Source organism: Collimonas humicola, from assembly GCF_018304945.1.
Taxonomy (GTDB): domain Bacteria; phylum Pseudomonadota; class Gammaproteobacteria; order Burkholderiales; family Burkholderiaceae_D; genus Collimonas; species Collimonas humicola.
Genome location: NZ_JAGQEE010000001.1, coordinates 1,151,839 through 1,176,090, shown reverse-complemented (window position 1 = coordinate 1,176,090; position 24,252 = coordinate 1,151,839). Strand labels below are relative to the sequence as shown.

22 protein-coding genes are annotated in these 24,252 nt (G+C 61.6%); 8 read left to right on the top strand and 14 right to left on the bottom strand.

What is annotated here, in order from left to right; translation table 11 throughout:
* Positions 1-12 precede the first annotated feature (12 nt).
* Positions 13-1,554 (top strand): DHA2 family efflux MFS transporter permease subunit, encoded by a 1,542-nt coding sequence (locus tag KHU30_RS05325; RefSeq protein ID WP_211441557.1) that lies wholly within the window; start codon positions 13-15, stop codon positions 1,552-1,554.
* A gap of 25 nt (positions 1,555-1,579) precedes the next feature.
* Here KHU30_RS05325 and KHU30_RS05320 read toward each other — a convergent pair whose 3' ends face one another.
* From KHU30_RS05320 to KHU30_RS05305, 4 genes are all read right to left on the bottom strand, one after another.
* Positions 1,580-2,053 (bottom strand): Csu type fimbrial protein, encoded by a 474-nt coding sequence (locus KHU30_RS05320; protein ID WP_230427189.1) that lies wholly within the window; start codon positions 2,051-2,053, stop codon positions 1,580-1,582.
* On the bottom strand, positions 2,050-4,263 hold the full coding sequence (locus KHU30_RS05315) for a fimbria/pilus outer membrane usher protein (protein ID WP_211441556.1): 2,214 nt from the start codon (positions 4,261-4,263) through the stop codon (positions 2,050-2,052). The genes KHU30_RS05320 and KHU30_RS05315 overlap by 4 nt, the downstream gene beginning before the upstream one ends.
* A 67-nt stretch (positions 4,264-4,330) precedes the next feature.
* A complete protein-coding gene (locus tag KHU30_RS05310) occupies positions 4,331-5,053 on the bottom strand; it encodes a fimbrial biogenesis chaperone (protein ID WP_211441555.1) in 723 nt (240 codons plus the stop codon).
* Between the two features lie 21 nt (positions 5,054-5,074).
* On the bottom strand, positions 5,075-5,605 hold the full coding sequence (locus KHU30_RS05305) for a spore coat protein U domain-containing protein (RefSeq protein ID WP_230411458.1): 531 nt from the start codon (positions 5,603-5,605) through the stop codon (positions 5,075-5,077).
* Positions 5,606-5,944: 339 nt separating this feature from the next.
* On the opposite strand from KHU30_RS05305, the gene KHU30_RS05300 reads away from it, so the two are divergent.
* The 5 genes from KHU30_RS05300 to KHU30_RS05280 all read left to right on the top strand — a co-directional run bounded on the left by KHU30_RS05300 (position 5,945) and on the right by KHU30_RS05280 (position 11,018).
* Positions 5,945-6,391, top strand: a complete 447-nt coding sequence (locus KHU30_RS05300) for an RrF2 family transcriptional regulator (RefSeq protein ID WP_211441553.1) — start codon at positions 5,945-5,947, stop codon at positions 6,389-6,391.
* Positions 6,392-6,495: 104 nt separating this feature from the next.
* Complete coding sequence (hmpA, locus tag KHU30_RS05295; protein WP_211441552.1) at positions 6,496-7,704, top strand: NO-inducible flavohemoprotein; 1,209 nt, start codon at positions 6,496-6,498, stop codon at positions 7,702-7,704.
* A 219-nt stretch (positions 7,705-7,923) separates the two neighbouring features.
* Entirely contained in the window at positions 7,924-9,981 is a 2,058-nt protein-coding gene (locus KHU30_RS05290) for a S46 family peptidase (protein WP_211441551.1), read from the top strand.
* Positions 9,982-10,081: 100 nt separating this feature from the next.
* Complete coding sequence (locus KHU30_RS05285; protein WP_211441550.1) at positions 10,082-10,648, top strand: NnrU family protein; 567 nt, start codon at positions 10,082-10,084, stop codon at positions 10,646-10,648.
* 58 nt (positions 10,649-10,706) lie between these two features.
* Positions 10,707-11,018: a hypothetical protein gene (locus tag KHU30_RS05280; RefSeq protein WP_407928040.1), complete on the top strand. Its 312-nt coding sequence runs from the start codon at positions 10,707-10,709 to the stop codon at positions 11,016-11,018.
* 10 nt (positions 11,019-11,028) lie between these two features.
* Here KHU30_RS05280 and KHU30_RS05275 read toward each other — a convergent pair whose 3' ends face one another.
* The 4 genes from KHU30_RS05275 to KHU30_RS05260 all read right to left on the bottom strand — a co-directional run bounded on the left by KHU30_RS05275 (position 11,029) and on the right by KHU30_RS05260 (position 16,057).
* Complete coding sequence (locus KHU30_RS05275; RefSeq protein WP_211441548.1) at positions 11,029-12,534, bottom strand: NAD(P)H-hydrate dehydratase; 1,506 nt, start codon at positions 12,532-12,534, stop codon at positions 11,029-11,031.
* 110 nt (positions 12,535-12,644) lie between these two features.
* The gene (locus KHU30_RS05270) at positions 12,645-13,910 is read right to left on the bottom strand and encodes a D-amino acid dehydrogenase (RefSeq protein WP_329956632.1); all 1,266 of its coding nucleotides are present in this window, start codon (positions 13,908-13,910) and stop codon (positions 12,645-12,647) included.
* 185 nt (positions 13,911-14,095) lie between these two features.
* Positions 14,096-15,298, bottom strand: coding sequence for a DUF2252 domain-containing protein (locus tag KHU30_RS05265; RefSeq protein WP_211441546.1), 1,203 nt, complete (start codon positions 15,296-15,298; stop codon positions 14,096-14,098).
* 159 nt (positions 15,299-15,457) lie between these two features.
* On the bottom strand, positions 15,458-16,057 hold the full coding sequence (locus KHU30_RS05260; protein WP_211441545.1) for a short chain dehydrogenase: 600 nt from the start codon (positions 16,055-16,057) through the stop codon (positions 15,458-15,460).
* A gap of 170 nt (positions 16,058-16,227) precedes the next feature.
* On the opposite strand from KHU30_RS05260, the gene KHU30_RS05255 reads away from it, so the two are divergent.
* On the top strand, positions 16,228-17,148 hold the full coding sequence (locus KHU30_RS05255) for a LysR family transcriptional regulator (protein WP_211441544.1): 921 nt from the start codon (positions 16,228-16,230) through the stop codon (positions 17,146-17,148).
* Here the strand turns inward: KHU30_RS05255 and KHU30_RS05250 are convergent.
* The 6 genes from KHU30_RS05250 to KHU30_RS05225 all read right to left on the bottom strand — a co-directional run bounded on the left by KHU30_RS05250 (position 17,132) and on the right by KHU30_RS05225 (position 23,038).
* Entirely contained in the window at positions 17,132-17,728 is a 597-nt protein-coding gene (locus KHU30_RS05250) for a Csu type fimbrial protein (protein ID WP_230427270.1), read from the bottom strand. The two genes, KHU30_RS05255 and KHU30_RS05250, sit on opposite strands and share 17 nt — an antisense overlap.
* Positions 17,721-20,039, bottom strand: a complete 2,319-nt coding sequence (locus tag KHU30_RS05245) for a fimbria/pilus outer membrane usher protein (RefSeq protein ID WP_211441542.1) — start codon at positions 20,037-20,039, stop codon at positions 17,721-17,723. The genes KHU30_RS05250 and KHU30_RS05245 overlap by 8 nt, the downstream gene beginning before the upstream one ends.
* A gap of 84 nt (positions 20,040-20,123) precedes the next feature.
* Positions 20,124-20,792 carry a fimbrial biogenesis chaperone gene (locus KHU30_RS05240; RefSeq protein WP_211441541.1) on the bottom strand — a complete coding sequence of 223 codons (669 nt, stop codon included), beginning with the start codon at positions 20,790-20,792 and terminating at the stop codon, positions 20,124-20,126.
* Positions 20,793-20,897: 105 nt separating this feature from the next.
* Positions 20,898-21,413 (bottom strand): Csu type fimbrial protein, encoded by a 516-nt coding sequence (locus tag KHU30_RS05235; RefSeq protein ID WP_211441540.1) that lies wholly within the window; start codon positions 21,411-21,413, stop codon positions 20,898-20,900.
* 7 nt (positions 21,414-21,420) lie between these two features.
* Positions 21,421-21,885 carry a Csu type fimbrial protein gene (locus KHU30_RS05230; protein WP_211441539.1) on the bottom strand — a complete coding sequence of 155 codons (465 nt, stop codon included), beginning with the start codon at positions 21,883-21,885 and terminating at the stop codon, positions 21,421-21,423.
* 235 nt (positions 21,886-22,120) lie between these two features.
* On the bottom strand, positions 22,121-23,038 hold the full coding sequence (locus tag KHU30_RS05225; protein WP_211441538.1) for a LysR family transcriptional regulator: 918 nt from the start codon (positions 23,036-23,038) through the stop codon (positions 22,121-22,123).
* Between the two features lie 135 nt (positions 23,039-23,173).
* Between KHU30_RS05225 and KHU30_RS05220 the strand changes: the two genes are divergently transcribed.
* Positions 23,174-24,190: a zinc-binding alcohol dehydrogenase family protein gene (locus KHU30_RS05220; RefSeq protein ID WP_211441537.1), complete on the top strand. Its 1,017-nt coding sequence runs from the start codon at positions 23,174-23,176 to the stop codon at positions 24,188-24,190.
* Positions 24,191-24,252 lie beyond the last annotated feature (62 nt).

The window sequence follows — 24,252 nt, the reverse complement described above, 5'->3', positions numbered from 1 at the left end:
GAAAGCGGCATCATGTCATCCACTTCCTCTTCCGAACTGCCGGTGCAGCCGCTGCAGGGCGCGCAGCTGATCGGCGTCGGCCTGCTGCTGGCCGCCGCCAACTTCATGGCGGTGCTCGACACCACCATCGCCAACGTCTCTGTCTCCACCATCTCCGGCGCGCTGGGCGCATCCTCCAGCCAGGGCACCTACGTGATCACTTCCTACGCGGTGGCCGAGGCCATCACCGTGCCGCTCACCGGCTGGCTGGCCAACCGCTTCGGCGCGGTGCGCGTGTTCATTGCCTCGATGATCATGTTCGGCATTTTTTCCGCGCTGTGCGGGCTGGCCAATTCGCTCGGGTTGCTGATTGCCTTTCGCGTCATGCAAGGGCTGGCCGGCGGCCCGCTGATTCCTTTGTCGCAAACCTTGCTGCTGCGGATTTTCCCGAAAGAGAAAGCGCCGGCGGCGGTCGGGCTGTGGGCCATGACCACCCTGATTGCGCCGATTGCGGGGCCGATACTGGGCGGCGTACTGTGCGACCAGTACAGCTGGCCCTACATCTTCTACATCAACGTGCCGGTGGCGCTGATCTGCGGCTATATCGGCTGGAAAATGCTGAAGCGCTTCGAATCGCCGCTGGTGAAGCTGCCGATCGACAAGGTTGGACTGGCGCTGATGATCGTCTGGGTCGCCGCCTTGCAGCTGATGCTGGACAAAGGCAAGGAACTCGACTGGTTCGCCTCGACTGAAATCGTGATGCTGGCGCTGACCGCCGCCATCGGTTTCATCGCCTTCCTGATCTGGGAGCTGACCGAGCGCAATCCTATCGTCGACCTGCGCGTGTTCCGCCACCGCGGCTACTCGGCCAGCGTGACCACCATCTGCCTGGCCTTCGGCGCCTTCTTCGGCGCCACCGTGCTGACGCCGCTGTGGCTGCAGGGTTATATGGGCTACACCGCGACGCACTCGGGCCAGACCACTGCCTTGTCCGGCATCCTGGCGGTGCTGACCGCACCCTTCGTCGCCAAGCTGTCGACCAAGGTCGATCCGCGCAAGCTGGTCTGCTGCGGCGTGCTCTGGCTGGGCATGGTGACTCTGCTGCGCAGTTTCAACAGCTCGGACATGACCACCTTCCAGATCGGCTGGCCGCTGCTGATGCAGGGCATAGGCATGCCGTTGTTCTTCGTGCCGCTGACGGCGCTGGCGCTAAGCAGCGTGAATCCCTCCGAAACCGCCTCGGCGGCCGGGCTGATGAGCTTCTGCCGCACCATGTCCGGCGCGATTGCCACCTCGCTGGTCAACACCGGCTGGGAAAACAATGCCACCTACTATCACGCGGAACTGTCCGGGCTGGTGGACAAGTTCGGCGACGCTGCCAACAGTCTGGCGCAGTCAGGCATGTCGGCCGACCAGGCTAGGGCCAGCATAGAACAGACGGTGCAGTCGCAAAGCATCATGCTGTCGACCAATCATATGTTCATGATGGCGGCGCTGTCCTTCCTGCTGGGGGCGATCGCGGTGTGGTTTGCGCCCAAGCCGACGCGCGTCGCGGATACCTCCGCAGCGCACTAGGGCCTGACGACGCCGGGAAAGCCTGCTAGTAAGTGATGGTGACGGTCACCGTGTCGCTATAAGTTCCTGCCGGTTTGTTTTGCGCGCCGGGGATGCGGCCATACGGCGTGTAGTGGCGAGTCGTGGGCGTCAGCAGGATCACATAACTGTCGGATTCGGTTTGCGTGGTGCCGGAGCCGTCGCCCCAGACGATGCTGCGGGCGGTATCGGTGTAGATGTTGTAGTTGAGGGAGTTGCCGCCAGAGATTAACGCTCGATTGGCAAAAGTGCCGCTGCCCGTGCTGAGGGCGATGGTATAGCTGCCGGTGCCGATCACTAGCGTGGCAGTGCAGGTGACGGCAACGTCGCCGGTGCTGTCTGCGGTGCCGCCGCCGGGAGAGGTATAGGCAGGAAATGTGATTCCAGTAGTGCTGACGGTGCACGTTGCGAGCAGTGCATGGGCGCTCAGCGGCAGTGCCAGCACGCCTAGGGAAAGCAGCCATTGCCAGCGGCGCATCATTTCGTCTCCTGGCCGCAGGAAAACGGTCCCAGTATAGGGAAAACCTCTGCCTTGGCAGGTGCGGGAATGTCGAAACTGCACAGCGGCCGGGCCGCACTGTCGGTGACTGCAATCCTGGCCGGATACGCCATCGCCGGAATAAAGACCTGCCCGCGCAAGGCCACTTCCTGCGCCTCCGCACTGCCGTTCAAATACACCAGGCTGCCGGTCGCCAGCGGCGTTCCTTGGCCGTCCCTGAGCACCAGCGTGGCGCTCTGGTTCTGCTGGGCGCTGAATTTCAGCAGGCTGCCGCTGCGCGGCCCCGGGGTGACGGATTTCTGGTTCAGGTCCAGCGTCATCGACAAGGGCAGGCCGGCGGTATCCAGATAGACGTTATTCCGCTCGTAAGGCACCAGGCGAGGAACGAAGCCGACCCCATATTTGTCAGTCTGGCCGACCTTGACATTGTTGGCGTAGATATCGATAGGCTGGGACACCGGTACTTCCACCATGGCGAAGCTCTCGTCCATCCAGCGTGTCGCCCGGGCGTGGCCGCCAAGCAGGGCAATGCCGCCGCGTGCCTCCAGCTGCAGGTTGCTTTGGCCATCGGCATGATTCGCGCTGATCGTATATTCGCCTGTGTCGCCCAGGTAATTGACGCCGATATCTTCGCCGCCATTGTCGAAGAACGCCTTGCGCGCGCGGTAGCCCCAGCCGCCTTCCTGCGGCGCGGTTTGCTGGTATCCGGCGCTGAAGGATTTGCTGCCCGGCTGGCCAGTGGCCACCACCTGCGCGAAACTCTGGTGTTCCAGCGGAATCACCCAGACCACGTTGGCCGACAGCGGCCGGTCCTGCGTCAGCGATTTGAGGAAGCCGACGCTGACAGTGCCGTAGCCGCGCAAGTTGAAATTGATGCCGGCGTTCACGGCCCGCACATTGTCCTGGCCGCGGTTGACCTGGCTCAGGTAGCCTAATGCCAGGTTGGTGCGCGCGCCCAGCGACACATTGGCCTGGGCCTGGATCTGTTGCGCCGGCGCCAGGATATCGTCGCCCAGGCCAAGCTGCCAAAAGCGTGCGCCGGCCGTCTGTACGCGCACAGTCATGGCATATTGGCTGCCCTGGCGGTCGAACTGCAGGTATTGTAAGGTGTCGTTGCCGCGCTCCGAATTGCTGGCGGCGACGCCGCCGCTCAGCAAGCCGATATCCGTCAGCGCCACGGCGCCGCCGATGCCCAGCGACTCCCGTCCGCGCATCGCCTCGCCATGGCTTTCGACGGTGCTGCTGTTGCTGACGCCGTAGCGTACGGTGGCGGAACCGAAGGCCTGCCCATAGTCGCTGTTCCTGCTGCCGAAATTATTGCGCAAGGCTCCGACTTCATAGGAAACATCCTTGCTGCCTTGCCGCAGCAGCTGGGCGCTGGTGATATAGCTTTGGGTGTAGACCTGCTGCCGTCCCAGCACATCGTGCACTACCATCTGCACATTGCCCTGGCCGGCATACACCGGCAGGTTGTTGATGGTGAACGGGCCGGTGTCGACTGCTTGCTTGAGGCGCAGGATATTGTCGACGTAGATGTCGACCACCGATGGCGCTGCCGCCGTACCGCTGAATGCCGGCAAGGGGATCGCCTGGTAGCCGGGAATGGTGGAGAATTTGGTGTGCCATTGAATGCCGCCGAAATACACCTGGCGCGACAGGGCGCTGTTGCCGGTGACGCTGTCGCCCAGCACCAGGGTGGCTTGCTGTTCCGGGAAATCCCGGGTGTACTGGCTGTCGAGCCGGAACACCGAGCGCTTGCCGGTCAGGTCCTGGCCGACAAAGCGGCTGGTGTAGGTGCCGCCGCCGCTGAACACGCCGACTTCCGTCACCGCGGAAAGATTGTTCTGGCCCTGGCCCTTGGCGTAATTGATGTCGTAGTTCAGGAAGGCGCCGGTTTCGGAAGTCTGTTCCAGCAATTGGCGGTGATCGCCAAGATTGAATTCCGAGTCGATGAAGGCGGTTGCCTGCGCCTGGATGACCAGCGTCTGGGTGCTGCTTTCGATCTCGGCGTGGACGCCAGGCAGGGCATCGAGCGGATAGTAGTTTTCCTGATGGCTGCTGATGGCGGCAGTATTCGGCAAGCGCAAGCGGGCCTCCGTCAATAACTGCGACGGCACGATGATGCCATTTGCCGCAGTGCGCAGAATAAGCGTTGCGTCCGTCAATTTCTTGTCGTTGACGACAACGGCCAATAATATTTCCTGCTCTGCCGATGGCTTCTCCGCCGCGGCCAGCGCCGGGGTTTGGCAGGCGATCAGGCTAGCGGCTAGATACCTGGTCAGCCTCCAGCGTGAGGTGTTCTTCAATATCGCCCTTGTCTGTCTGAATGTGCAGCCGGACCGCGCCGTCACGGATTTTTCCGTTTGCCAAGGACCATTCCTTGCGCTGGCCCGGTAAAACATAAGCGGGTGTGCCGATTTGCACAGCATCCTTGTCTTCGGCGTTGCGGAGCAGGATGCGGTTAATTTTGCTGTGGACGTTGCCCTCGTTGGCGGCGCTCAGCTGCAGCGCGCCGGACACGTGCTTCAACTGCCAGGAAATCTTTTCCTGGCGGATCTTCGGACCGATGAATACCGGAATGCTGACCCTCAGCAAAGTCTTCAGGCCGGACCCTTGCAAGCCAGCTTGCGGAACTTCATCGATCAGCAGCCGATAGCTTTTCTCGCTCGGCGAGTTTTCCGGATGACGCAGGCCGAAGCGCAGGAACTGCATCCGGTCCGGCTCGATGGTGAAGATCGGCGGATTGAGCAACAGTGCATCGGTATCCCTCAGCACTTCCTGGCTGCCGTCGGTGCTCCAGTCGACTGCTTGCACCTGGATGCGCAGCGGCTGGTCGCCGGTATTCCTGATTTGCAGCACACCGGAACTGCGCTCGCTGCTGAGGTTGAAGCCGATGGGATTGACATTGAACGATGCTGCCTGCGCGTTGCCGGCCAGGACTATGCATAAGCCTGCGAGCAGACACCGCCATGTATTGAGCATGAGCGCCATTGATAGCCCCGCTTAAAACGTGACGGTGGCAACGACGGTATCGGTATAGGTTGCAGCAGGCTGGGACTGGGCGGCCGGAATGCTGGCGTAGATAGTGATCGGGGTTGCCAGGCCGGTGGCGGTGACCGCGGTAGGCGCGGTGCCGGCCGTGTTGCCCCAGGTTACGGTATGGCCGCTGTCGGAAAACAGGCCGTAGTTGAGGTAGGTCGGGCTGCCGCCGCCGCTGGACAGGCGGCGCAGCGGCACCGCGTTGGTCGACCCGGTATTGGCGTTGGCGCCCTGGCCCAGGGTAATCACCGGACTGGCGCCAACGGTGCAAGTGGTGGAGACGCTGGCGGTCGTGGTCTGGGGCGTCGAGAGGTTGGCGACAATCGGATCGTAGGTGGTGGTGAAGCCGGTCGTGGAGATGATGCAATTGTTGGAAATGGTGACCGTATTGGTCATGGTTGCCGTGGCGGTGGCTGCGGAAGCGGTGTTGGAAACGGTGTTGTATGCCGTTGCTGAAGCGATAATCAAAATGCCGTTCCGTACAAACTTTTTCATGACAAATCTCCCGATTGACATTTTTCGTTGTGGAATCCCAGGTAAACGCCTGGACATTTGTTTATGCCGCACTTCCCCAATAATGCTTTCCTTATGGAAATATTTTATTGGGCCATTATTGGCTTCATAGGGAAGCGGCGTCAAGTTACATTTTGTAGATGCATTTTGTATTTTGTTGAACATGCAAAGATCCTTTGCGTTTGCCAGTAGCGCGCTCTCGATCAGCAAATGTCATTCAGGAAGGATTGTTAAATCGGCTTATTGTTGCTTTTTAAATGCAACAATTGTATGATGAGGACATCCCGGACCCATGTTCCGCTCTCGGCAGGAAGCAAAGTCATGCAATTCACCAAATTTACAGATTTCGGCTTGCGCGTTTTGATGTATCTGGCCGCCACCCCGGAGCAGGGCGTGATTACGGTAGGCGAACTGGCGAGTCACTTCGATATCCCCAAGAATCATCTGAACAAGGTGGTCAACCGCCTGGTCAAGCTGGGCTGGATCAGCGCCACGCCGGGCCGCAATGGCGGCCTGCGGATGGCGCAGGCGCCGGCCGGCTTGCTGCTGGGCGACATCCTGAGCGCGCTGGAAGGGCACAAGGGGCTGGTGGATTGCGATGAGCCGCCATGCGCATTGCGCGGCAGCTGCCACTTGAAGCGGGTGCTGGATATCGGCCAGCGCGAATTCTATGCCGGCATGAACCGGCATAACCTGGCCGAACTGGTGATGCCGCCGACCTCGACGGTGATTGCGCGCATGCAGTTCCAGCCCATGGCCGTACACTGATTTCATCGATTGCAGGAGCGCCGCCCGTTCCTTCCCGGGCCGATATGGCGGCGCGTTTTTTTAATCTAATTGTAGTATTTAAAATGTCACAATAGGAGTTTGATATGCTTTCAGCCGCTTCCCGTCCCTACATCGCCGCTTCCGTTCCCGTCCTGCGCGAGCATGGCGTCACCATTACCCGCTGCTTCTACCAGCGCCTGTTTGCCGCGCATCCCGAACTGAAGAACATCTTCAACATGCCGAACCAGGAATCCGGCGCCCAGCAACAGGCGCTGGCCTCGGCCATCTTCGCCTATGCCGCCAACATCGATAATCCCGCCGCGCTGGCGCCGGTCATCAGCCGCATCGTGCAAAAGCACGTCAGCCTGGGAATCCGCGCCGAGCACTATCCGATCGTCGGCAAGCATCTCCTGGACGCCATCGCCGAAATCCTCGGCGCCGCAGCCACGCCGGAATTGCTGGTCGCCTGGGCTGAAGCCTATGGCTTGCTGGCCGATACCCTGATCGCGGAAGAGCGCAAGCTGTACCAGGCGCATGGCGTCGAGCCGGGCGAATATCGCGCGGTCAGGATAGTCCGCAAACAGAAGGAAAGCGATACCGTCAGTTCCTTCTATCTGCAGGCCAGCGACGGCGCCGAACTGCCGCCGTTCCAGCCGGGCCAGTACATCAGCGTGGCCGTCAATGTGGCCGAACTGTCCTTGCGCCAGCTGCGCCAATACAGCCTGTCCGGCGCGCCGGACAGCGGCTACTGGCGCATCAGCGTCAAGCGCGAGGAGGGCAGTCCGGCCGGGCTGGTGTCGAACCTGCTGCACGACCAGTTCCAGGAAGGCGACGTGCTGTGGGTCAGCCCGCCCTGCGGCGATTTCGTGCTGGCGCCGGATGACATGGATACGCCGCTGGTGCTGATCAGCGCCGGCGTCGGCGTCACGCCGATGATGAGCATGCTGCACAGCAGCCTGCAATTGAGCCCGCAGCGGCCGGTCAACTTCCTGTATGCCACGCTCGATGGCCGGCATCATCCGCTCAAGCGCGAATTGGACGGCCTGCTGCTGCGGCACAGCCGGATGCAGTCTTATGTGGCTTACGAAAGGCCGGCGGCGAATGATTGCGTGCCGCAGGATTACCAGCAGCAAGGCTACCTGCAGCTGGCGGCCGTGCCCGATGCGCTGCTGCCGCAGAACGCCGCGTATTTCCTGTGCGGCCCGGCGCCGTTCATGCGCGCCCAGCGCAATGCCTTGCTGGCGCGCGGCGTGCCGGAACGGCAGATCCAGCAAGAAGTCTTTGGTCCTTCCTTGCTCGAACACCTGCAATAGGCGATAGGCAAGCGAGGCCGCCGACGGCTGAAACGGCCATGCATTTTCCAGCCGTTTCAGCCGCTGCAAATCGTGCTCCCGATTGTCAAACAAGAGCGCAAATACAGCCGGATGAATGTCAAATAGCCGCCGCTGAATCTGACCTGCATTCCGGGTGACGATTCTCATTTCTGTGTGGTAATGTCTCACTCCTAAAAATTATTTAATGTTAGGAAGACGATGCGAATTCATTGGTTTTTTGCGGTACTGCTGGTGCCAGGCATGAGCATGGCGGCGGAGGGGATGTGGACCTTGGACAATTTGCCGAAGGCGAAGATGCAGGCCGAGTACGGATTCACCCCGAGCGACGCGTGGATCAAGCGCACCATGCTGGGGTCGGCACGGATTGCCGGCGGCTGTTCGGCATCCTTTGTTTCGAAAGACGGGCTGGTGATGACCAATCATCACTGCGCATCTGAATGCCTGGATCAGATGTCGACGGCTAAAAAGAACCTGATCAAGGACGGCTTCCTGGCCAAGAACCGCGAGCAGGAACTGAGCTGCCCGGAAATCGAACTGAACCGTCTGGAGCAGATCACCGACGTCACCAGCGAGGTCAAGAAAGCCACCGCGGGGCTGGACGGCGCCGCCTTCAAGAACGCGCAGAATGCCGTCAAGGCCAGGCTGACATCGGCCTGCGTCGGCAGCGACAAGGAAACCGTCCGTTGCGACGTCGTCGACCTGTATCACGGCGGCCAGTACCAGGTGTATAAATACCACCGCTTCCAGGACACGCGCCTGGTGTGGGCGCCGGAAAAGGCTGCCGCGTTCTTCGGCGGCGACCCGGACAACTTCAATTTCCCGCGCTACGACCTCGACATCACTTTGCTGCGCGCCTATGAAGACGGCAAGCCCGCCAAGATCGAGAACTATTTCCCGTTCAGCAAAGACGGTGCGCAAGAGGGCGAAATGGTGTTCGTCACCGGCCAGCCGGGTTCGACCCAGCGCCAGCTGACCGTCTCGCAACTGACCACCATGCGCGACCTGACCCTGGTCAACGCGCTGATCCGCTTGTCCGAATTGCGCGGCGTGCTGGAACAGTACAGCAAGAGCAGCCCGGAAGCAGCGCGCAATGCAGGACAGATGCTGTTCGGCGTGGAAAACGGCTATAAGGCCCTGCGCGGCCGCCTGAGCGCCTTGCAAGACCCGGTGCTGATGCAGCAGAAGCAGGACGATGAAACCGCCTTGCGTACATTCGTGGCGCAGACGCCGGCGCTGCAAGCCAAGGTTGGCGGCGCCTGGGATGCGATTACCGCGTCCCAGCAAGCCTATCGCCAGATCGAAGCGCCTTACGGCATGATCGAAGGCGGCCGCGGCTTCAGCAGCAAATACTTCAGCTACGCGCGCGACCTGGTGCGCGGCGCGGAAGAACGCGCCAAGCCGAACGGCGAACGGCTGCCGGAATATGCCGACGCCAAGCTGCCGGAAGTAGAGCAGGAACTGTTTTCCACGGCCCCGGTTTATCCTGATTTCGAAAAAGTGACGCTCGGACTTTCCTTCACCAAGATGCGTGAAATCCTTGGTACCGACGACGCTTTCGTCAAGCAGGTGCTGGGCAAGCAATCGCCGGATCAGCTCAGCGCTGCCTTGATCGACAACACCCGGCTGGGCGACCCGGCCGTGCGCAAGGCCTTGTGGCAGGGCGGCAAGGAAGCGATCCTGAAATCCGACGATCCGTTCATCAAGATGGAGCTGGCGCTGGACCCGGCCGCGCGCGCGATCCGCAGCCGTTATGAAAAGGAAGTGGAATCGGTTCAGCAAAAGAATTCGGAACTGATCGCCCAGGCCCGTTTTGCCCAGCAAGGCACCAGCGTCTATCCGGATGCGACTTTTACCCTGCGCTTGTCGTACGGTGAAGTGAAGGGCTGGAAAGAAGGCGACAAGCAGATTCCGCCGTTCACCACCATCGGCGGCGCCTTTGCCCGCGATACCGGCGCCGATCCGTTCGCCTTGCCGGATTCCTGGCATGCCGCCAAGAGCAAGCTGAACCTGGCGCAACGCTATAACCTGGCGACCACCAACGACATCATCGGCGGCAATTCCGGCAGCCCGATGATCAATCGCAACGGCGAAATCGTCGGCCTGATTTTCGACGGCAATATCCACTCGCTGGGCGGCGCCTTCTGGTACGACCCGCGCTACAACCGCTCGGTGGCGGTGCATAGCGGAGCGATCCTGGAAACCCTGGAAAAGGTCTATGGCGGCGGCGAGCTGGCCAAGGAAATCCTGGCCCACTAAAAAAGCACATTTCTCATATAATGAATCCCTCCCGGCGGCGACGCGGGGAGGGATTTTTCATTGCAGCTCCCGTCGATAGCTTGTCTTCAAGGAGAGTGATTTGGAAATTTTAATTCTCGGCCTGCTGCTCTTCATCGGCCTCCACCTGATTCCCACCTTACCGCCTCTGAAAGCCGGCCTGCAGCAATCGCTGGGTGAAAACCGCTACAAAGCCATGTTCGCCATCCTGGCTGCGCTTGGGCTGATCCTGATCATCGTCGGCTACGCCAAGGCGCCGGCCGAACCACGTTTTTTCAACTCGTTCGTTGGCGCGAGGCATGGCGCTCCGCTGGCCATGGCGATCAGTTTCATCCTGCTGGCGGCGGCGAACATGAAAGGCCACATCCGCGCCTGGGTCAAGCATCCCATGCTGCTGGGGGTAGGCATCTGGGCGCTGGTGCATCTGCTGGCCAACGGCCACGAAAAAGCGACCATTCTGTTTTCCGCGTTCCTGGCTTTTGTCGTGATCGATTTGATTTCGGTGCTCAGGCGCGACAGCTACAAACCGTTTGAGCCGGCGCTGAAGTACGATGTGATCGCGGTGGTGTCGGGACTGCTGCTGGCGCTGCTGGTGATGACTTTCCATCGCCAGCTGATGGGAGTGGCGGTGGTGCCTTGGGGGCGCTAACAAAGCCAGCCGCGTTGCAAATGCTCTGTTAATTTAACTCCGGATCGATATGAATTTTCTGCAATACGTGGCGACTTTTTTCGCCGGCGCGTTTCTGTGCAATTGCATCCCGCATTTGTCCTGCGGTTTGCGCGGCGAGCTTTTTCCTACGCCGTTCGCCAAGCCGCGCGGAGTGGGCGATTCGTCGCCGACCGTGAATTTCCTGTGGGGGTTGGCCAATCTCGTGGCCGGCGCTCTTTTGCATGCGGCTTATCCGCTAACGGTTGGCTTCAACCTTGGATCGGCCATGTTCTTGGCCGGCTTCGTGATCCTGGGGCTCTACCTGTCACGCCATTTCGGCGCAGTCCGCCGGAGCAAAAAATCGCAATAACGCCTGGCTGTCAGCGGTCCTGCACCAGCTGGTTCAGCAACAGCCGGACTTCCGGAATCAGCTCGCCGGCGGTCAGGCCGATCGGCCCTATACCTTGCGCAACCAGCTGATCGGCGGCGCGGCCGTGCAGCCAGGCTGCCGCCAGCGCCGTTTCCCATTGCGGCCAGCCTTGCGCCAGCAGGGCGCCGCAGATGCCGGACAAGACATCGCCGCTGCCGGCGGTAGCCAGCGCCGGATTGCCGGTGGCGTTGACCACTACAGCACCATCGGCGCGGGCGATGATGCTGCCGGCGCCCTTCAGCACTACGACCGCATTGAAGCGGCAAGCCAGCTTGCGCGCTGCCGTCACCCGGTCGGCCTGGATTTCGCTGGTGCTGAGGCCGAGCAGGCGCGCGGCTTCCAGCGGATGCGGCGTTATCAGCATGGCGTGCTGGCGCTGCGCTGCCCGGATCTGCAATTGCGGCTGGCGCGCCAGCAGATTGAGGGCGTCGGCGTCCAGCACCAGCCAGCTGAGCGCATCCAGGGCGCGCGTCAGCAAGGCCTGCGCGCTGTCGGCCATGCCCAAGCCAGGGCCGAGCACCAGCACGGCGGCGGAAAAATCCAGATCGTCGGCGTGGCGGCACATCAGTTCCGGCTGCATGCTGTCATATGCCGGCGGATTGTCCGCAAAGCCGACAAACACACGGCCGGCGCCGCATTTGACGGCGGTGCGCGCTGCCAGGATCGGCGCGCCGGCCATGCCGGGGGCGCCGCCGATCACGGCGACGTTGCCGAAACTGCCCTTGTGCGAATTGCGCCTGCGCGGCAGCAAGTAGTCGCTGAACAGATCCGGGTGATTCAGCCACATGCCCGGCGCAGGCAGGTGCTGCTCTGCAATCTCCAGCGTCGCCAGTTCGACGCTGCCGGCATAATCGGGACCGTCGCCGGTATGCAGGCCGGCTTTGTCGGCGATGAAGGTGATGGTGTGGCTGGCGGCGACGGCGATGCCGCTGGCGCCGCCGAGCACGGCGCCGGTATCGGCATCCAGGCCGCTCGGCACATCCAGCGCCAGCAGCGGGCAGGGCATGGCGTTCACCGCCTGCACCAGGCTGCGCCAGTCGCCGTCGAGCGGGCGGCTGAGGCCGATGCCGAACAAGCCGTCGATGACCAGCGTCCATTGCGCGCCGTCAATGTCGGCAAACTGTTCGGGCGGCATCAGGTGCACGCCTTGCTGCTGGGCGCGGACCAGCGCCTGGGAGGCATCGGGCGGCAATTGCGAGGGCGGGGCTGTCAGCAAAACCAGCACTTCGGCGCCGGCCTCGGCCAGGCCGGCTGCCGCTTCCATGGCGTCGCCGCCATTGTTGCCGGGACCGGCCAGCACCAGGATCGCGGCGCTGTGAGGCGGACAGGGGAGCAGGCGCAGGGCGGCTTCGGCGGCAGCCTGGCCGGCGCGTCGCATCAGGGTATAGGAGGGCAGGTTGCGCAAGGCGGCCTGCTCGATTTTCCGGATGTCGGCGATGGAGTAGATGGCGCTCATTTTGGGACCTTGTCCATTCAGTGGGGACAGAGTCATTTTACGACGATACGGCCGGCCGTAAAAAAACTCTGATCCTGGCTGCCCCAGCCGGTCATCCGCCGCGGCGTTTTTTAACGGTAACGCGCAACGGTCAGGCCGTCCAGGTCCACTTCCGGCACGCGGCCGGAGACCTGGTCGGCCAGGACCTTGGCGGCGCCCAGGGCCATGCTCCAGCCGGAACCGCCGTGGGCGATGTTGACGAACACATTGCTGGCGCCGGTCGGTCCGATCAGGGGCACTTCGTCGGCCAGCATCGGCGTGTGGCCGCACCAGAAGCTGGCGCTGTTGAAATTGGCGGCGTCGGGGAACCAGTCGTGCGCCACTTTTAGCAAGGTGCGCAGGGCCTTGTCGTCGAACGCCATGTCCTTGGCGCCGAATTCGGCGATCCCGGCCAGGCGCATGCGGGCGCCGATGCGCGCCATGGTGATCTTGTAGCTGTCGTCCAGCACCGCCATCTGCGGCGCCACTTCATAGTTCTTGACGCTGGCGGTGGCGGTATAGGTCTTGATCGCGTGCAGCGGCAAGCGCAGTCCCAGCGGCCGCAGCAGCTGCGCGCTGGCGCTGCCGGCGGCGCACACCACGGCATCGGCGTTCAAGACTTCGCCGCCTATGTGCAGGCCTACCCGGGCGCCTTGCGGATCGATGGCGGTGACCGTGCTGTCGAAATGGAACTGCACTCCCAGTCCTTGCAGGATGGCTTTCAGCTGTTTGGTGAACAGGGTGCAGTTGCCGGAACCGAGATCTGGAAAATGCAGGCCGCCGGCCAGCCTGCCGGCGCCGGCCAGGGCCGGCTCCAGCGCCCGCACCGCGTCCTGGTCCAGCAACTGGTGGGCAACTCCGCATTCGCCCAGCAGCTCACGCGTGGGCTGCAGTGCCGCCAGTTCGGCTTCGCTGCGGAACAGGCGCAGCATGCCCGGGCTTTGCTCGAAATCGAGCTGGAAGTGCTGCTGTATCTGATCGAGCAAATCCTGGCTATAGGACGCCAGGCGCTGCATCTGGTGGGTATGGGAGCGGAAGCGCTGGATCTCGGATTCCGCCATCCAGCGCCGCATCCAGCGCCACAAGGAAGGGCTGAAACGGGCGTTGAGGACGTTGGCGGCTTCCTGATTGAACATGCCTGCCAGGATTTTCTTGCGCATGCCGGGCGCGGACCAGGGCAGGGCCGAACCGGCCGACAAGATGCCGGAATTGCCCAGCGTCGACTGCTCGGCTACATTGCTGCGTTGTTCGACTACGGCGACCTGATGCCCGGCTTCGGCGAGGAAGTAGGCGCTGCAGACTCCCATCACGCCGCCGCCGATCACCACGATTTGTTTCTGTGTGTGTTGCTGTATCACTATTGTTCTCAAGGGGTTTTGCGCAGATATCCGGGCAGGTGCGGCAATTGCTCCTGGATGTTTTTCTGGTCTGCGTACTGGATGCAGCGATCAGAATCATACCTTGAATTACTTGATAATAGGACAGCACCGCAAGCATTTAGTCTTTCCGCGGCGAGCGGCCGAGGGATTGCCGATTGCCGCGGTTACAAATCAAAGGCGCCGGCGTCATAAGCCTTGCAATAGGTCTGCCAATCCTTGCGCACCTGCGCCGCGCAATTCTGGGCAGCGTCCAGCAATTGCTTTTTCCACTTCTTGCCCTGGCCGAAGGCGATCAGCTCGTCGGCGATCGCCGAGCCCTGGCGGCCGGCGCTGCGCAGCTGCGCCCAGGCGACGATGTCGCCCATGACAGTCATGACTTGCTGGATTTCGGCGGTGCTGTGACGCGGCTGCTTCAGCGCTACCCGGTCTTCGCTGGGTTGCAGGCCGCGCAGCACATACGAGGTCTTGCCCAGCATGACCGGCTGCAGGAAGGCCATGGAAACCGCCTGGCAGCGACGTTGCAGGGCTACTACGCGCTGCGCCTCGCTCTTCCATTTGGGCTGCGCCACCTTCAGGTAGGGCGTCAATGAAGAAGGCAGCGCCTGCTTCAGGTCCAGCAGGTAGTTGCCGTTGGGAGAACCCTTGCCCTCGACCAGGATCACATAGCGGTCGACGCCCAGGCTGCCGGTGCCGGCGATGCGGCGCGCCACGTCCAGCACCTTGTAGAACGCCGGATTGGGTTGTTTGCTGGCGAATTTCTGCATGAACCTGGTGACTTTGGCGCGCTGCTTGTCGGATACCGGCAGCGCTTTCTTGCCGTCCGCCCGCAGTACCCGCTGCTTGCCCTTGCGCAGGCTGCGGCTATCGAGATAAACCGAGCGCTGGCGGCCGCGCAGGCCGTTCAGCAGGTCGCCCACCATGCCGGTGGCGGTGTCGCGTTCTACCCAGCGCGGCTTGCCCAGGCTCAGTGCATTGGCATAGGCGTCGATAAAGCTGCGGCACAGCAGGCGCGTATCGGCAGGACTGGCGGAGGAACCGTCGGCCGCAATCAGCACGCTGGTCAGGAACCGGACCAGTTCCCAGCTCGCCGGCGCCAGCACAGCCTCGTCGAAATCGTTCATGTCGAAGTAGGCCAGGCGGTTGTCGCCCTTGTAGCTGCCGAAGTTTTCCAGATGCATGTCGCCGCAGATCCACGCCAGCGGCGCGCTTCGCATCAAGCCGCTGTATGGCAGGCGTTCATAGAACAGATGGCAGGTGCCGCGCAGGAAAGTGAAGGGATCGTTGCGGATATTCTTGTATTTGAGTTGCAGGCGCTGCGGATCGCGGCCGGCGTTGTACTCCTGGATGCGCTTTACTACATTCACCATGTCAGGCCTCTTGAAAGGGAAGGATTGGCTGCGCTTAACTTATTCCTAACGAGCCCTTATTGTGCAGCCAATCTTACTGCATCATCTTGACAAAATCCTGACATCTTTTGACAAAGTCGCTGACAGCGATGATGCAGCTTACCCTGAGGCGGAGGTGAATTACCAGACCCGGTAAACCTGGCCGGTCTGCGCGCCTTCGACGCTGCGGCTGTAAGCCAGCGCCACGCGGCTCGCCGGTGCTGCTTCAAAGCCGTAGAAGAACGGACCATAGCTGGCCAGCGATTCCTGCAGCACGGTCGGGCTGACGATGTTGATACGGATGCCGCGCTTGAGTTCGATGGCGGCGGCGCGCACGAAACCGTCGAGCGCGGCGTTGACCGTGCTGGCGTTGACCCCTTGCAGGATTGGTTCGTGGCTCAGGATGCCGCTGGTGAGGGTGATCGAGCCGCCGTCGTTGAGGTGGTGCTGGGCCACCAGCGCCAGGTTGATCTGGCCCATCAGCTTGTCGCGCAGTCCGACCTGGAATTTTTCCGGGGTCAATTCCTGCAGCGGGCCGAAATGCAGTTTGCCGGCGGTCGAGACGATGGCGTCGACCTTGCCGATCTGTTCGAACAGGCGTTCGACGCTGTGAATGTCGGTGATGTCGACCTGGTACTGGCCGCTGCTGTTGCCGACTTCGATGATGTCGTGGCGCGCCGCCAACTGCTGGACGACTGCCTTGCCGACTGTGCCTGTGGCACCGATAACCGCTATTTTCATGTTGCGCTCCTTAATAGGTAAGTAGGTAAGTAGGTAAGTAGGTGAGTAGGTGAGTAGGTGAGTAGGTGAGATCAGGGACCGATTATGATTGCTTCTCATTGGTGGATAAATACCTTATTATTCCTATCACTTGTAACTGGTGGTGTTTAATTGAGGGCGGACGGCAAATCATGGATAGATTGACCAGCATGCAGATTTTCGTCCGCGTGGTAGAGAAGGGCGGATTTTCCGCCGCCGCCGAGGAAGCGGGGATTTCGCCCACCATGGTCGGCAAGCATGTGCGCCAGCTGGAGGAGCAGCTTGGGGTGCGGCTGCTCAACCGCACCACGCGGCGTCAGAGCCTGACCGAGATCGGCCAGCTGTATTTCGAGCGCTGCAAGCAGGCGCTGCTGGAAATCGAGGCGGCCGACGCCTCGGTCAAGCAAATGCAGCTGCTGCCGCGCGGCGTGCTGCGGGTGACCGCGCCGGCAACGTTCGGCGGCTTGATGCTGACCGCGGTGATACGAGAATACCTGGAGCGTTATCCCGACGTTGAACTGGACCTGTCCCTGAACGACCGCGTGGTCGACCTGGTCGAAGAGGGTTTCGAGGTCGGGCTGCGGATCGGCCCCTTGCCGGATTCGAGCCTGATCGCGCGGCCTTTGCAACCGTATCGGGCCATGGTTTGCGCTTCGCCGGATTACCTGGCGCGGCATGGCGCGCCGCAAACGCCGCAGCAGCTGCTTGAACACAATTGCCTCAGCTTCGTCCATGGCAGCCGCTATAACCTGTGGCAGTTTTCCCTTGGCGGCGTACAGCATGAGATCGAGGTGCACGGCAATTTCCGCGCGAATAACGGCCTCGCCTTGCGCACCGCCGCCTTGCAAGGCATCGGCATCATCATGCAGCCGGAAGCCCTGCTGCGCGACGAGGTGGCGGCCGGACGGCTGCAGCGCCTGCTGGCTGATTACGAACTGCAGCACCGGCCGATGCACCTGGTGGTGGCCTCGAACCGCAAGATGACGCCGAAGCTGAAATCGTTCATCGATTTCGTGCTTGCGCATTTTGGACGCGACCGCATTCTGGACGACGCTGTCATGGCTCCACTGTAACGACGATGCTTTCTTCGTAGCTGCCCGGCCGTATATTCTGGCTGGCGCCAACCTTGCCAAACACGTCCAGCACCACAACCCCTGCGCCAGAGTTTGTGATAGGCGAGGTCGCCTGTGTGCCGTCGCCCCAGATCGTCGTATGGTTCCAGTCTGTATACAGCTGGTAGCCGAGCGTATCGTCGCCGCCGACCTGGTTCATCAGGCGCAGGAAATAGTTTCCGGTTCCGTTGCTGGGAGTGACGGTGGCCGTAATGGTCTGGAAACTGTCGCAATTGACCGTCATGCCCCATGAGCCATTCAGCGACGTGGCCTGGCCGGATACATACCTGCCAAACGTAAAATTATTGATTATCAGCGTGCAGGCGCCGGCAATCGCCGGCGCCTGATTGGCATTGGCCGCGCGCCCGTTTCTTGCCTTGGGCTGGGGAATCGCTAATGACGGCCCTGATCCGAGCGGCACCGCGCCGCCGCTCAATTGCGCGTGCGCCATCGGCAAGGCGCTGAGATGCAACGCCAGTGCGGCCAGCAAGGCAAACGGCAGATGCAGGCATGGCGATCTTTTGGCGCAGGCATCATTCATCTTCACAATGCACGTCTCCCGTCTGGAATATCGCGGGCGCGTCTGGCGGCACCGCCACGGTGGCGTGGCAGCTGCCGGCGACACGCAAGCGATAACTGCCGGCGCGAATGCCGTCGAGTTCAAAGAAGCCGTCGCTGCCGGTGCGGGACATGCTTGTCTTGCCGTCCGGGCCGGTGATTTCAATGCTGCGATTTTTCACCGGGCCATCGGTTCTGCGTAAATTGCCGCTCATGGCGGCAATTTTCGGCAATGCAAACTTCAGCAATAGCCCAGCGCCATCGGCGGGCACGGCTTCCAGCTGCGGCGCGAGCAAATCGACATCCAGCGGCAGGTCGTCCGCTTCGATTGCGATCGTGGTGTCCGCATAGGGCGCCAATTGGGGGATCAGGATCGATCCGCCAGCATCCGTGCGCCCGATCATCTGGCCAGAGCGATAGACCCGGACATCGGGATATCCCACCGAGGCAACCGCAAACGCTTCACGTATGAATGGCGCCGCGCGGATTTCTCCCCCGACCGTCGCCAGCGCCCCGGAGACCTGCAGCCGCTGGGCTTCGTAGCTGGTAGAGCCGGTGTTGGCGCTGCGCGCGCTGCCGCTCAGTTCCAGCCACTTGGCCTGCCAGTTGAATTCGGCTTCTTGGTCTTTGTTGCCGGCCTGCTCGCTGCCGTACAAGCGATAGCCGAAACCGCCGTCGGAGGCGATATTCTGCGCCGCCTGCAGATAGTACTGCGGCGGGCTGTCCTGGTTTTTTCGGAGGCCGCCGTTGATATAAGAGCGTTCGCCGAGTGCAAAGCTGGCCGAGATGAACAAGGAGCGCTGCCGCGTGGTGTCGCCAAAGGTGGTCAGCGCGCCGACTTGCAAGGTGCCGCGCCCCGGGAGTTTGTGCGACCAGGAGATCGAGGCGTCGGCTTCCATCTTGCCGTCAAAGCGCCAGCGGCGCGTCGCTACCGTAGAGAAGTAGCCTAGCGCTCCTAAATTCTGGTCCCAGCCCAGCGACAGCGCGTCGTGCGCGCGAATATCCGGCAGCAGCTGGACGCCAGGCGATGCTGGCGGAGCATCGTCAAAGCCGTTCGAGGTGGCGCGCCATTGGGCACGCAGGGTGGTTCCGCGTTGTTGTGCGCTGAGATTCAGTTCCTGGGCGGAGTAACGCTGCCCGTCATGCCAGCGCGTGGCCGCGATCAATGTCGCAACGGCGACCGTCCCCAGCCGCGCTGTCAGCAATGGCGATAGCCGCTGGTCGCCCGGCACGGAATTGCCGCGCAAGCCGACGGTCATATCGTCGCTCAATCCGTAGCGATACTGGCCGCTCGCCGCCAACCCGCCGTAGCTGCCGGAACCGTAGCCCTGGCGCTGCTGGCCGGTACCGATGTCGAAATCGTCGATCCCCTTGCGCAGCAAATTGTTCGTGAAATAAAACGGCAAGGAATAGGTTTTCTGTGCGCCTGAGGCGTCGCGCACGACAACCTGGATGTTGCGCAAGCCGCCGTAATCGCGCAGATTCTGTAAATTGAATGGTCCCGCGCCCAGGTTCGTGGTGGCGGTCAACACTCCGTCCATATAGATGTCAGCTGTCGACGGAGTTGCGGCGACGCCGGACAAGGTGGCCGTCTGGTCGCTGATGAAACCCGGCTGAAGATTGTAATTGCGTTGCAGGCGCAGGCCGAAAAATGGGGTGGCGCGCCCCAGTTCCGCCGTATCGATGGTGTTGTCGCCGAGCGACAGCCGCAACGCTTGCGCCGGCCAGTCATGAAAGGCCGCGGTTTGTATGCGCTGCTTGAGAAAACCGCTGCCGCTGTTCTGGAAAACGTGATCGTCATAAAGCGACCAGCCGAACAGCCGCAGATGCGACGACAGGCTGCCTTGACGCGCGAGATTGCCGCGGGCGCGGGTCTCGCTGTAGCTGTAGTCGAAATAGGCCGACCATGGCGGTTCTGGCGACAGCGGCAATATCTTTGCCGGCGAAAGATCAATGGTTTGCGCCTTGAGCCGTTCTGGCGGCACATGCAAGTGATATTTTTGCTGATCGAAGTCGGCGTTGACTTTCGCCCCCTCAATCTGATCCGGCAGGAAATACATGCCATCGTCGAAAGGCAGCAAGGCGGGGAAGGGCGCTTGCGTGACGATGCCGGCCTCCTGCAATAGCGCCTGGGGCAGATACACCAGCTTGCCGTTGGTGCGGGCAAAGACTTCAATGTCGGGACGGCCGTTGATGTCGACCAGCCAGACCGTCGGCTCGCCGGTTTTGGGCGTGGCGGAGGCAGCCCAACTGGCGGCGGGGATCGAGTGAGAAATGCAAGCTGCGAGCAGCACGCTGCTTGCCATTGTGAAGTCATATCTTGCCATTGCGGCGGCATGTCCCGTGGCCATCCTCACTCATCTGTCTGCCGCGGCCAGCTATTTGCCGCTGCATGTCTCGACGGGCAGGGCGATGCCGACCGGGATAACGCGGCTGTCGGCGCGTACCTGCAGCGTGACCTTGCGATCGCTTGCCTGGCACAAGGCGGGCGTCACCTGGAGGCGGTAAGTACGCTCCGCGGCGGGCAACAGATACCACTGCTTGAATTGGTTCTCATCGATGCCTTCCGGCTTGGAGCGGATGGTTTCGATGCGCGCGTGTGCGCTGCCCGTGTTTTTCAGCTTGACATCCACCGTGCCGGGACTGCCAGTGACCGCTACGGCGCTGAGCGCTGGCGCGGCATTGTCTTGGCGTATGAAAACCGGCAGGCCGAAACGCACTTCCAGCTGGATGGCTTCGCCATGCTGCGCGTGCTGCGCCGGCGGCAACTCGGTGATGTAGAGACGGTAGGCGGCTTCGACGGCTGGCCGCGGTGCGCCAGGCTTGGCGCTGACCCGGATGCTGCGTTTCGCATGCGGCGCCAGGCTGAACGCCGCGGGATAAAACGCCAGCGCATCGGTTTTCTGATGTTGATCGGCCGCGGTCTCGTCTTGCGTCCAGGTCATCGCATTGACGGCCAGGTCAAGTGTGTTGTCGCTGTCGTTGCTGATAGTGACAACCGCGGATTTATTTGCCGCCAGGTCCAGCCGCAGCGGCGTCACACTCATGTTCGCCGCCATGCCCGGCCCAGCGCAGGAGATCAGCAAGCCAACAATCCCGGCCGTTGCGGCCCTCATTTTTTTATGCACGATACCCCCTGTCTTGACGATGGATTATGGTTCGATGGTAATTACCAGATTGTCGCGGTAAGCCGCTGCAGCTGCGTTCCTGACATCTTCTGCGCGGACCGTGGCGACCATCTGGAAGGTGTCTGGCGGCGTCGGTCCGTTGCCGATGTAAGGATTGCCAGGCGGTTCCTGCAAGGCGTAGGGAAGCGTGCCGCTGCCTCCTTCCTGCATCATTTGCCGCAGGCCTTTGCCAGCATCATAGTTCTCGCCGTTGCCAAGCTGAATGGTATATGGCGTGCCTTTCGCACACCAATAGCTCACTGTGCCTGTCGCCGTTGCCGGGTTGCCGCTGGCGGGATTGAGCACGCCAAAGTTGAGTTCGCCGGAATCGACGATGGTGCATCCGCCTTCGACAATCACGCGCACCAGTATGTCGCCGGTATCGGCCCGTCCGTCGCGCGCGGCCAGTTGCAGCAGGAGCAGGAAAATGCACAGGACATGGCAGCGGTAGCGTGCAGCGGGCCAAGCCGCTGGTGACTGTGTGTGGCTGCATGGCGCCATGGCGTCGCTATGGCTCGATGGTCACGATGACATTGTCCAGGTAGTTCGCGGCGGCGGCATTTTTGACGTCGGCGCTCAGTATGGTTCCTGTCAGCGTCAGCCGTTCATTGCTTGCAGGGCCAAGGCCGCTGCCGCTGTTCTTGTCCGCGGTGAGCTGATAAGGAAGCAGCGCTGCGCCCCCGTTTTGTTTCATTTGCCGGGTTGCGCTGCCCGCGTCGTAATTTTCACCATTGCCCAAGGTAATCGTGTAAGGCGTATCTTTTGTGCACCAATAAGTTACCAGGCCGTTGGCGGTGGCGGGGCTGTTGCTGGACTGGTCCAGGCCGCCAAAATCCAGTTCTCCGATACCGGCTATTGTGCAGCCCCCGGCAATCGACGCCTTTACCACCACATTTGCGCTGGCGGCCCAGGACGGGCTGGCGAACGTCGCGCATAGCATCGCGCTTGCTGACAAAACGGCTTTGAGTTTCATATTGATGTCCCTCGGCTCTGCAGCGATGAATTTACTTCTAAGGATTGATTATCAGATATGAAGGTTAAATATTTCCATGGGGATTTTTTTAAATATAGTCCCAAGCCTGGATTGCAGTCAATAAAAGTCAAATCCGCAGATTCGCGCAACCGCTTTTGTGTACTGTTTACTCCACAATATTCGACAAGTTTGGCGAGGAATTTTTTGCAGCGGGATGGCCGCGCACGTTGGAAGCTCAGCCGGGAGTGGCGATTCCAGATGCGTTTTCCAGCGCGGCAAAACGCTCGCGCAAGAACGCCAGCAAGGCGCGCAGCGACGGCGACATGCTGCTGCGGTGCGGATACACCATATTCAGCGGCGTGTCTTCGCCGCCGAACTGCTCCAGCAGGATTTCCAGCCGGCCTTCCACCACATCCTGCCGCACGTCAAGCCAGGATTTGTAGGCGATGCCGATGCCGGCGATGGCCCAGGCCCGCGCAATCGCGGCATCGTCGCTCATGCGGTCGCCGCGCACCTTGACGTCGATCGGCGTCTTGCCTGAATAGAAGCGCCAGTTGTTGAACAGGCCGTGCTGCAGGTAATACAGCAGGCAGTTGTGGCCGGCAAGCTCCTTGGGCGTCTGCGGCCGGCCGTGTTTTTCCAGATAGGACGGCGCCGCCACAGCGACGCGCCGGCTGGCTGCCAGCGCTTGCGAGACCAGCGTCGAATCGTCCAGCGGACCATAGCGGAAGGCGACGTCGACCGGATCGCGGAACAGGTCGATGACGCGGTCGGAAAACTGCAGCGACAGCGTGACTTGCGGATGGCGCGCCTGGAAGGCGTCGAGCCAGGGGAGCAGCACATTGCGGCCGACATCGGACGGCATCGACAAGCGCAAATGGCCGCTCACCGGCCCGCCGGCATGCAACAGCGCCTGCCCTTCATTCAACAGGGCCAGGGCCTGGCGGCTATATTCCAGGAACACGCTCCCTTCAGGCGTCAGGCGCATGCTGCGGGTAGAGCGCACAAACAGGCGGGCGTTGAGCTGCCGTTCCAGCCGCTTCAGGCTGGCGCTGGCGGTGGCCGGCAGCAGGTCAAGCTGACGCGCCGCATTCGACAGGCTGCCCAAGTCTGCCGTGTGGATAAAGAGCTGAAGGTCGGTCGTTGAATACATTATCAAATTTCAATTGAAAGTAAATCAAATACTGCCATGTTTATAAAATAATTCAACATTATCATAATGGCGTTCAGCTAAGCCAATCCACGACCGGATTCAGACTGAAACGGTCTCTACGCAAGGAGTTTGAACATGAAAGCCATCGCTTTAACCCGTTATCTGCCCATCGACAACCCGGAATCGCTGCTCGACATCCAGCTCGACCAGCCGGTTCCGAAAGGGCGCGACCTGCTGGTCGCCATCAAGGCCGTCGCCGTCAATCCGGTCGACGTCAAGGTGCGCGCGCCGAAAGACACTGTCGAAAAATCGCCGCGCGTGCTGGGCTGGGACGCTGCCGGCGTAGTGCAGGCGGTGGGGCCGGAGGTCAGCCGTTTCAAGGTCGGCGACCGCGTGTTCTATGCCGGCGACATTACCCGTCCGGGCAGCAACAGCGAATTCCAGCTGGTCGATGAGCGCATCGCCGGCAACATGCCGCAGACGCTGTCGTTCGAGCAGGCGGCGGCTTTGCCGCTGACCGCGATCACGGCCTGGGAAGCGCTGTTCGACCGCCTTAAGGTGCCGGCTCGCTCCGAGGCTGCCGCCAAATCGCTGCTGATCATCGGCGGCGCCGGCGGCGTCGGCTCGATCGCGATCCAGCTGGCGGTCAAGCTCGCCGGCCTGGATGTGATTGCGACCGCATCGCGTCCCGAGTCGGAACAATGGGTGCGCGAGCTGGGCGCGCAGCACGTGATCAACCATTTCGGCGACCTGCCGGCACAGCTCAAGGAGCAAGGCTTCGAGAGCGTCGACTATGTGCTGATCCTGAATGACACCGATCGCCACTTCCCGGCTGCCGCCGCGGCAGTGGCGCCGCAAGGCATGATCTGCACCATCGTCGAGAACGCCGCGCCGCTGGATGTCAGCCTGCTGAAAGCCAAGAGCGCCGGCTTTGTCTGGGAATTCATGTTTACCCGTTCGATGTTCCAGACCGCCGACATGCAGGAGCAGGGCAAGCTGCTGGACCAGGTGGCGCGGCTGATCGATCAGAAAACGCTGGTCACGACGGTAAGCCAGGTCTTGTCGCCGATTAACGCCGCCAATCTGCGGCAGGCCCATGCCATGCTGGAAACCGGGCGCGTGATCGGCAAGATCGTCTTGAAGGACTTCTAAGTAATAAATTGTTTTAAATGCAATTGCGGGCCGGGGGCTTTCCAGCTTTTCCGGTCCGCAAG

What these genes read in the sequence shown, in the direction of transcription:
- KHU30_RS05325 (WP_211441557.1), top strand. Translation starts at nt 13, where the DNA reads ATGTCATCCACTTCCTCTTCCGAACTGCCGGTGCAGCCGCTGCAGGGC.
- KHU30_RS05320 (WP_230427189.1), bottom strand. Translation starts at nt 2,053, where the DNA reads ATGATGCGCCGCTGGCAATGGCTGCTTTCCCTAGGCGTGCTGGCACTG.
- KHU30_RS05310 (WP_211441555.1), bottom strand. Translation starts at nt 5,053, where the DNA reads ATGCTCAATACATGGCGGTGTCTGCTCGCAGGCTTATGCATAGTCCTG.
- KHU30_RS05305 (WP_230411458.1), bottom strand. Translation starts at nt 5,605, where the DNA reads ATGAAAAAGTTTGTACGGAACGGCATTTTGATTATCGCTTCAGCAACG.
- KHU30_RS05300 (WP_211441553.1), top strand. Translation starts at nt 5,945, where the DNA reads ATGCAATTCACCAAATTTACAGATTTCGGCTTGCGCGTTTTGATGTAT.
- hmpA (WP_211441552.1), top strand. Translation starts at nt 6,496, where the DNA reads ATGCTTTCAGCCGCTTCCCGTCCCTACATCGCCGCTTCCGTTCCCGTC.
- KHU30_RS05290 (WP_211441551.1), top strand. Translation starts at nt 7,924, where the DNA reads ATGCGAATTCATTGGTTTTTTGCGGTACTGCTGGTGCCAGGCATGAGC.
- KHU30_RS05275 (WP_211441548.1), bottom strand. Translation starts at nt 12,534, where the DNA reads ATGAGCGCCATCTACTCCATCGCCGACATCCGGAAAATCGAGCAGGCC.
- KHU30_RS05265 (WP_211441546.1), bottom strand. Translation starts at nt 15,298, where the DNA reads ATGGTGAATGTAGTAAAGCGCATCCAGGAGTACAACGCCGGCCGCGAT.
- KHU30_RS05260 (WP_211441545.1), bottom strand. Translation starts at nt 16,057, where the DNA reads ATGAAAATAGCGGTTATCGGTGCCACAGGCACAGTCGGCAAGGCAGTC.
- KHU30_RS05255 (WP_211441544.1), top strand. Translation starts at nt 16,228, where the DNA reads ATGGATAGATTGACCAGCATGCAGATTTTCGTCCGCGTGGTAGAGAAG.
- KHU30_RS05250 (WP_230427270.1), bottom strand. Translation starts at nt 17,728, where the DNA reads ATGAATGATGCCTGCGCCAAAAGATCGCCATGCCTGCATCTGCCGTTT.
- KHU30_RS05240 (WP_211441541.1), bottom strand. Translation starts at nt 20,792, where the DNA reads ATGAGTGTGACGCCGCTGCGGCTGGACCTGGCGGCAAATAAATCCGCG.
- KHU30_RS05235 (WP_211441540.1), bottom strand. Translation starts at nt 21,413, where the DNA reads ATGGCGCCATGCAGCCACACACAGTCACCAGCGGCTTGGCCCGCTGCA.
- KHU30_RS05230 (WP_211441539.1), bottom strand. Translation starts at nt 21,885, where the DNA reads ATGAAACTCAAAGCCGTTTTGTCAGCAAGCGCGATGCTATGCGCGACG.
- KHU30_RS05225 (WP_211441538.1), bottom strand. Translation starts at nt 23,038, where the DNA reads ATGTATTCAACGACCGACCTTCAGCTCTTTATCCACACGGCAGACTTG.
- KHU30_RS05220 (WP_211441537.1), top strand. Translation starts at nt 23,174, where the DNA reads ATGAAAGCCATCGCTTTAACCCGTTATCTGCCCATCGACAACCCGGAA.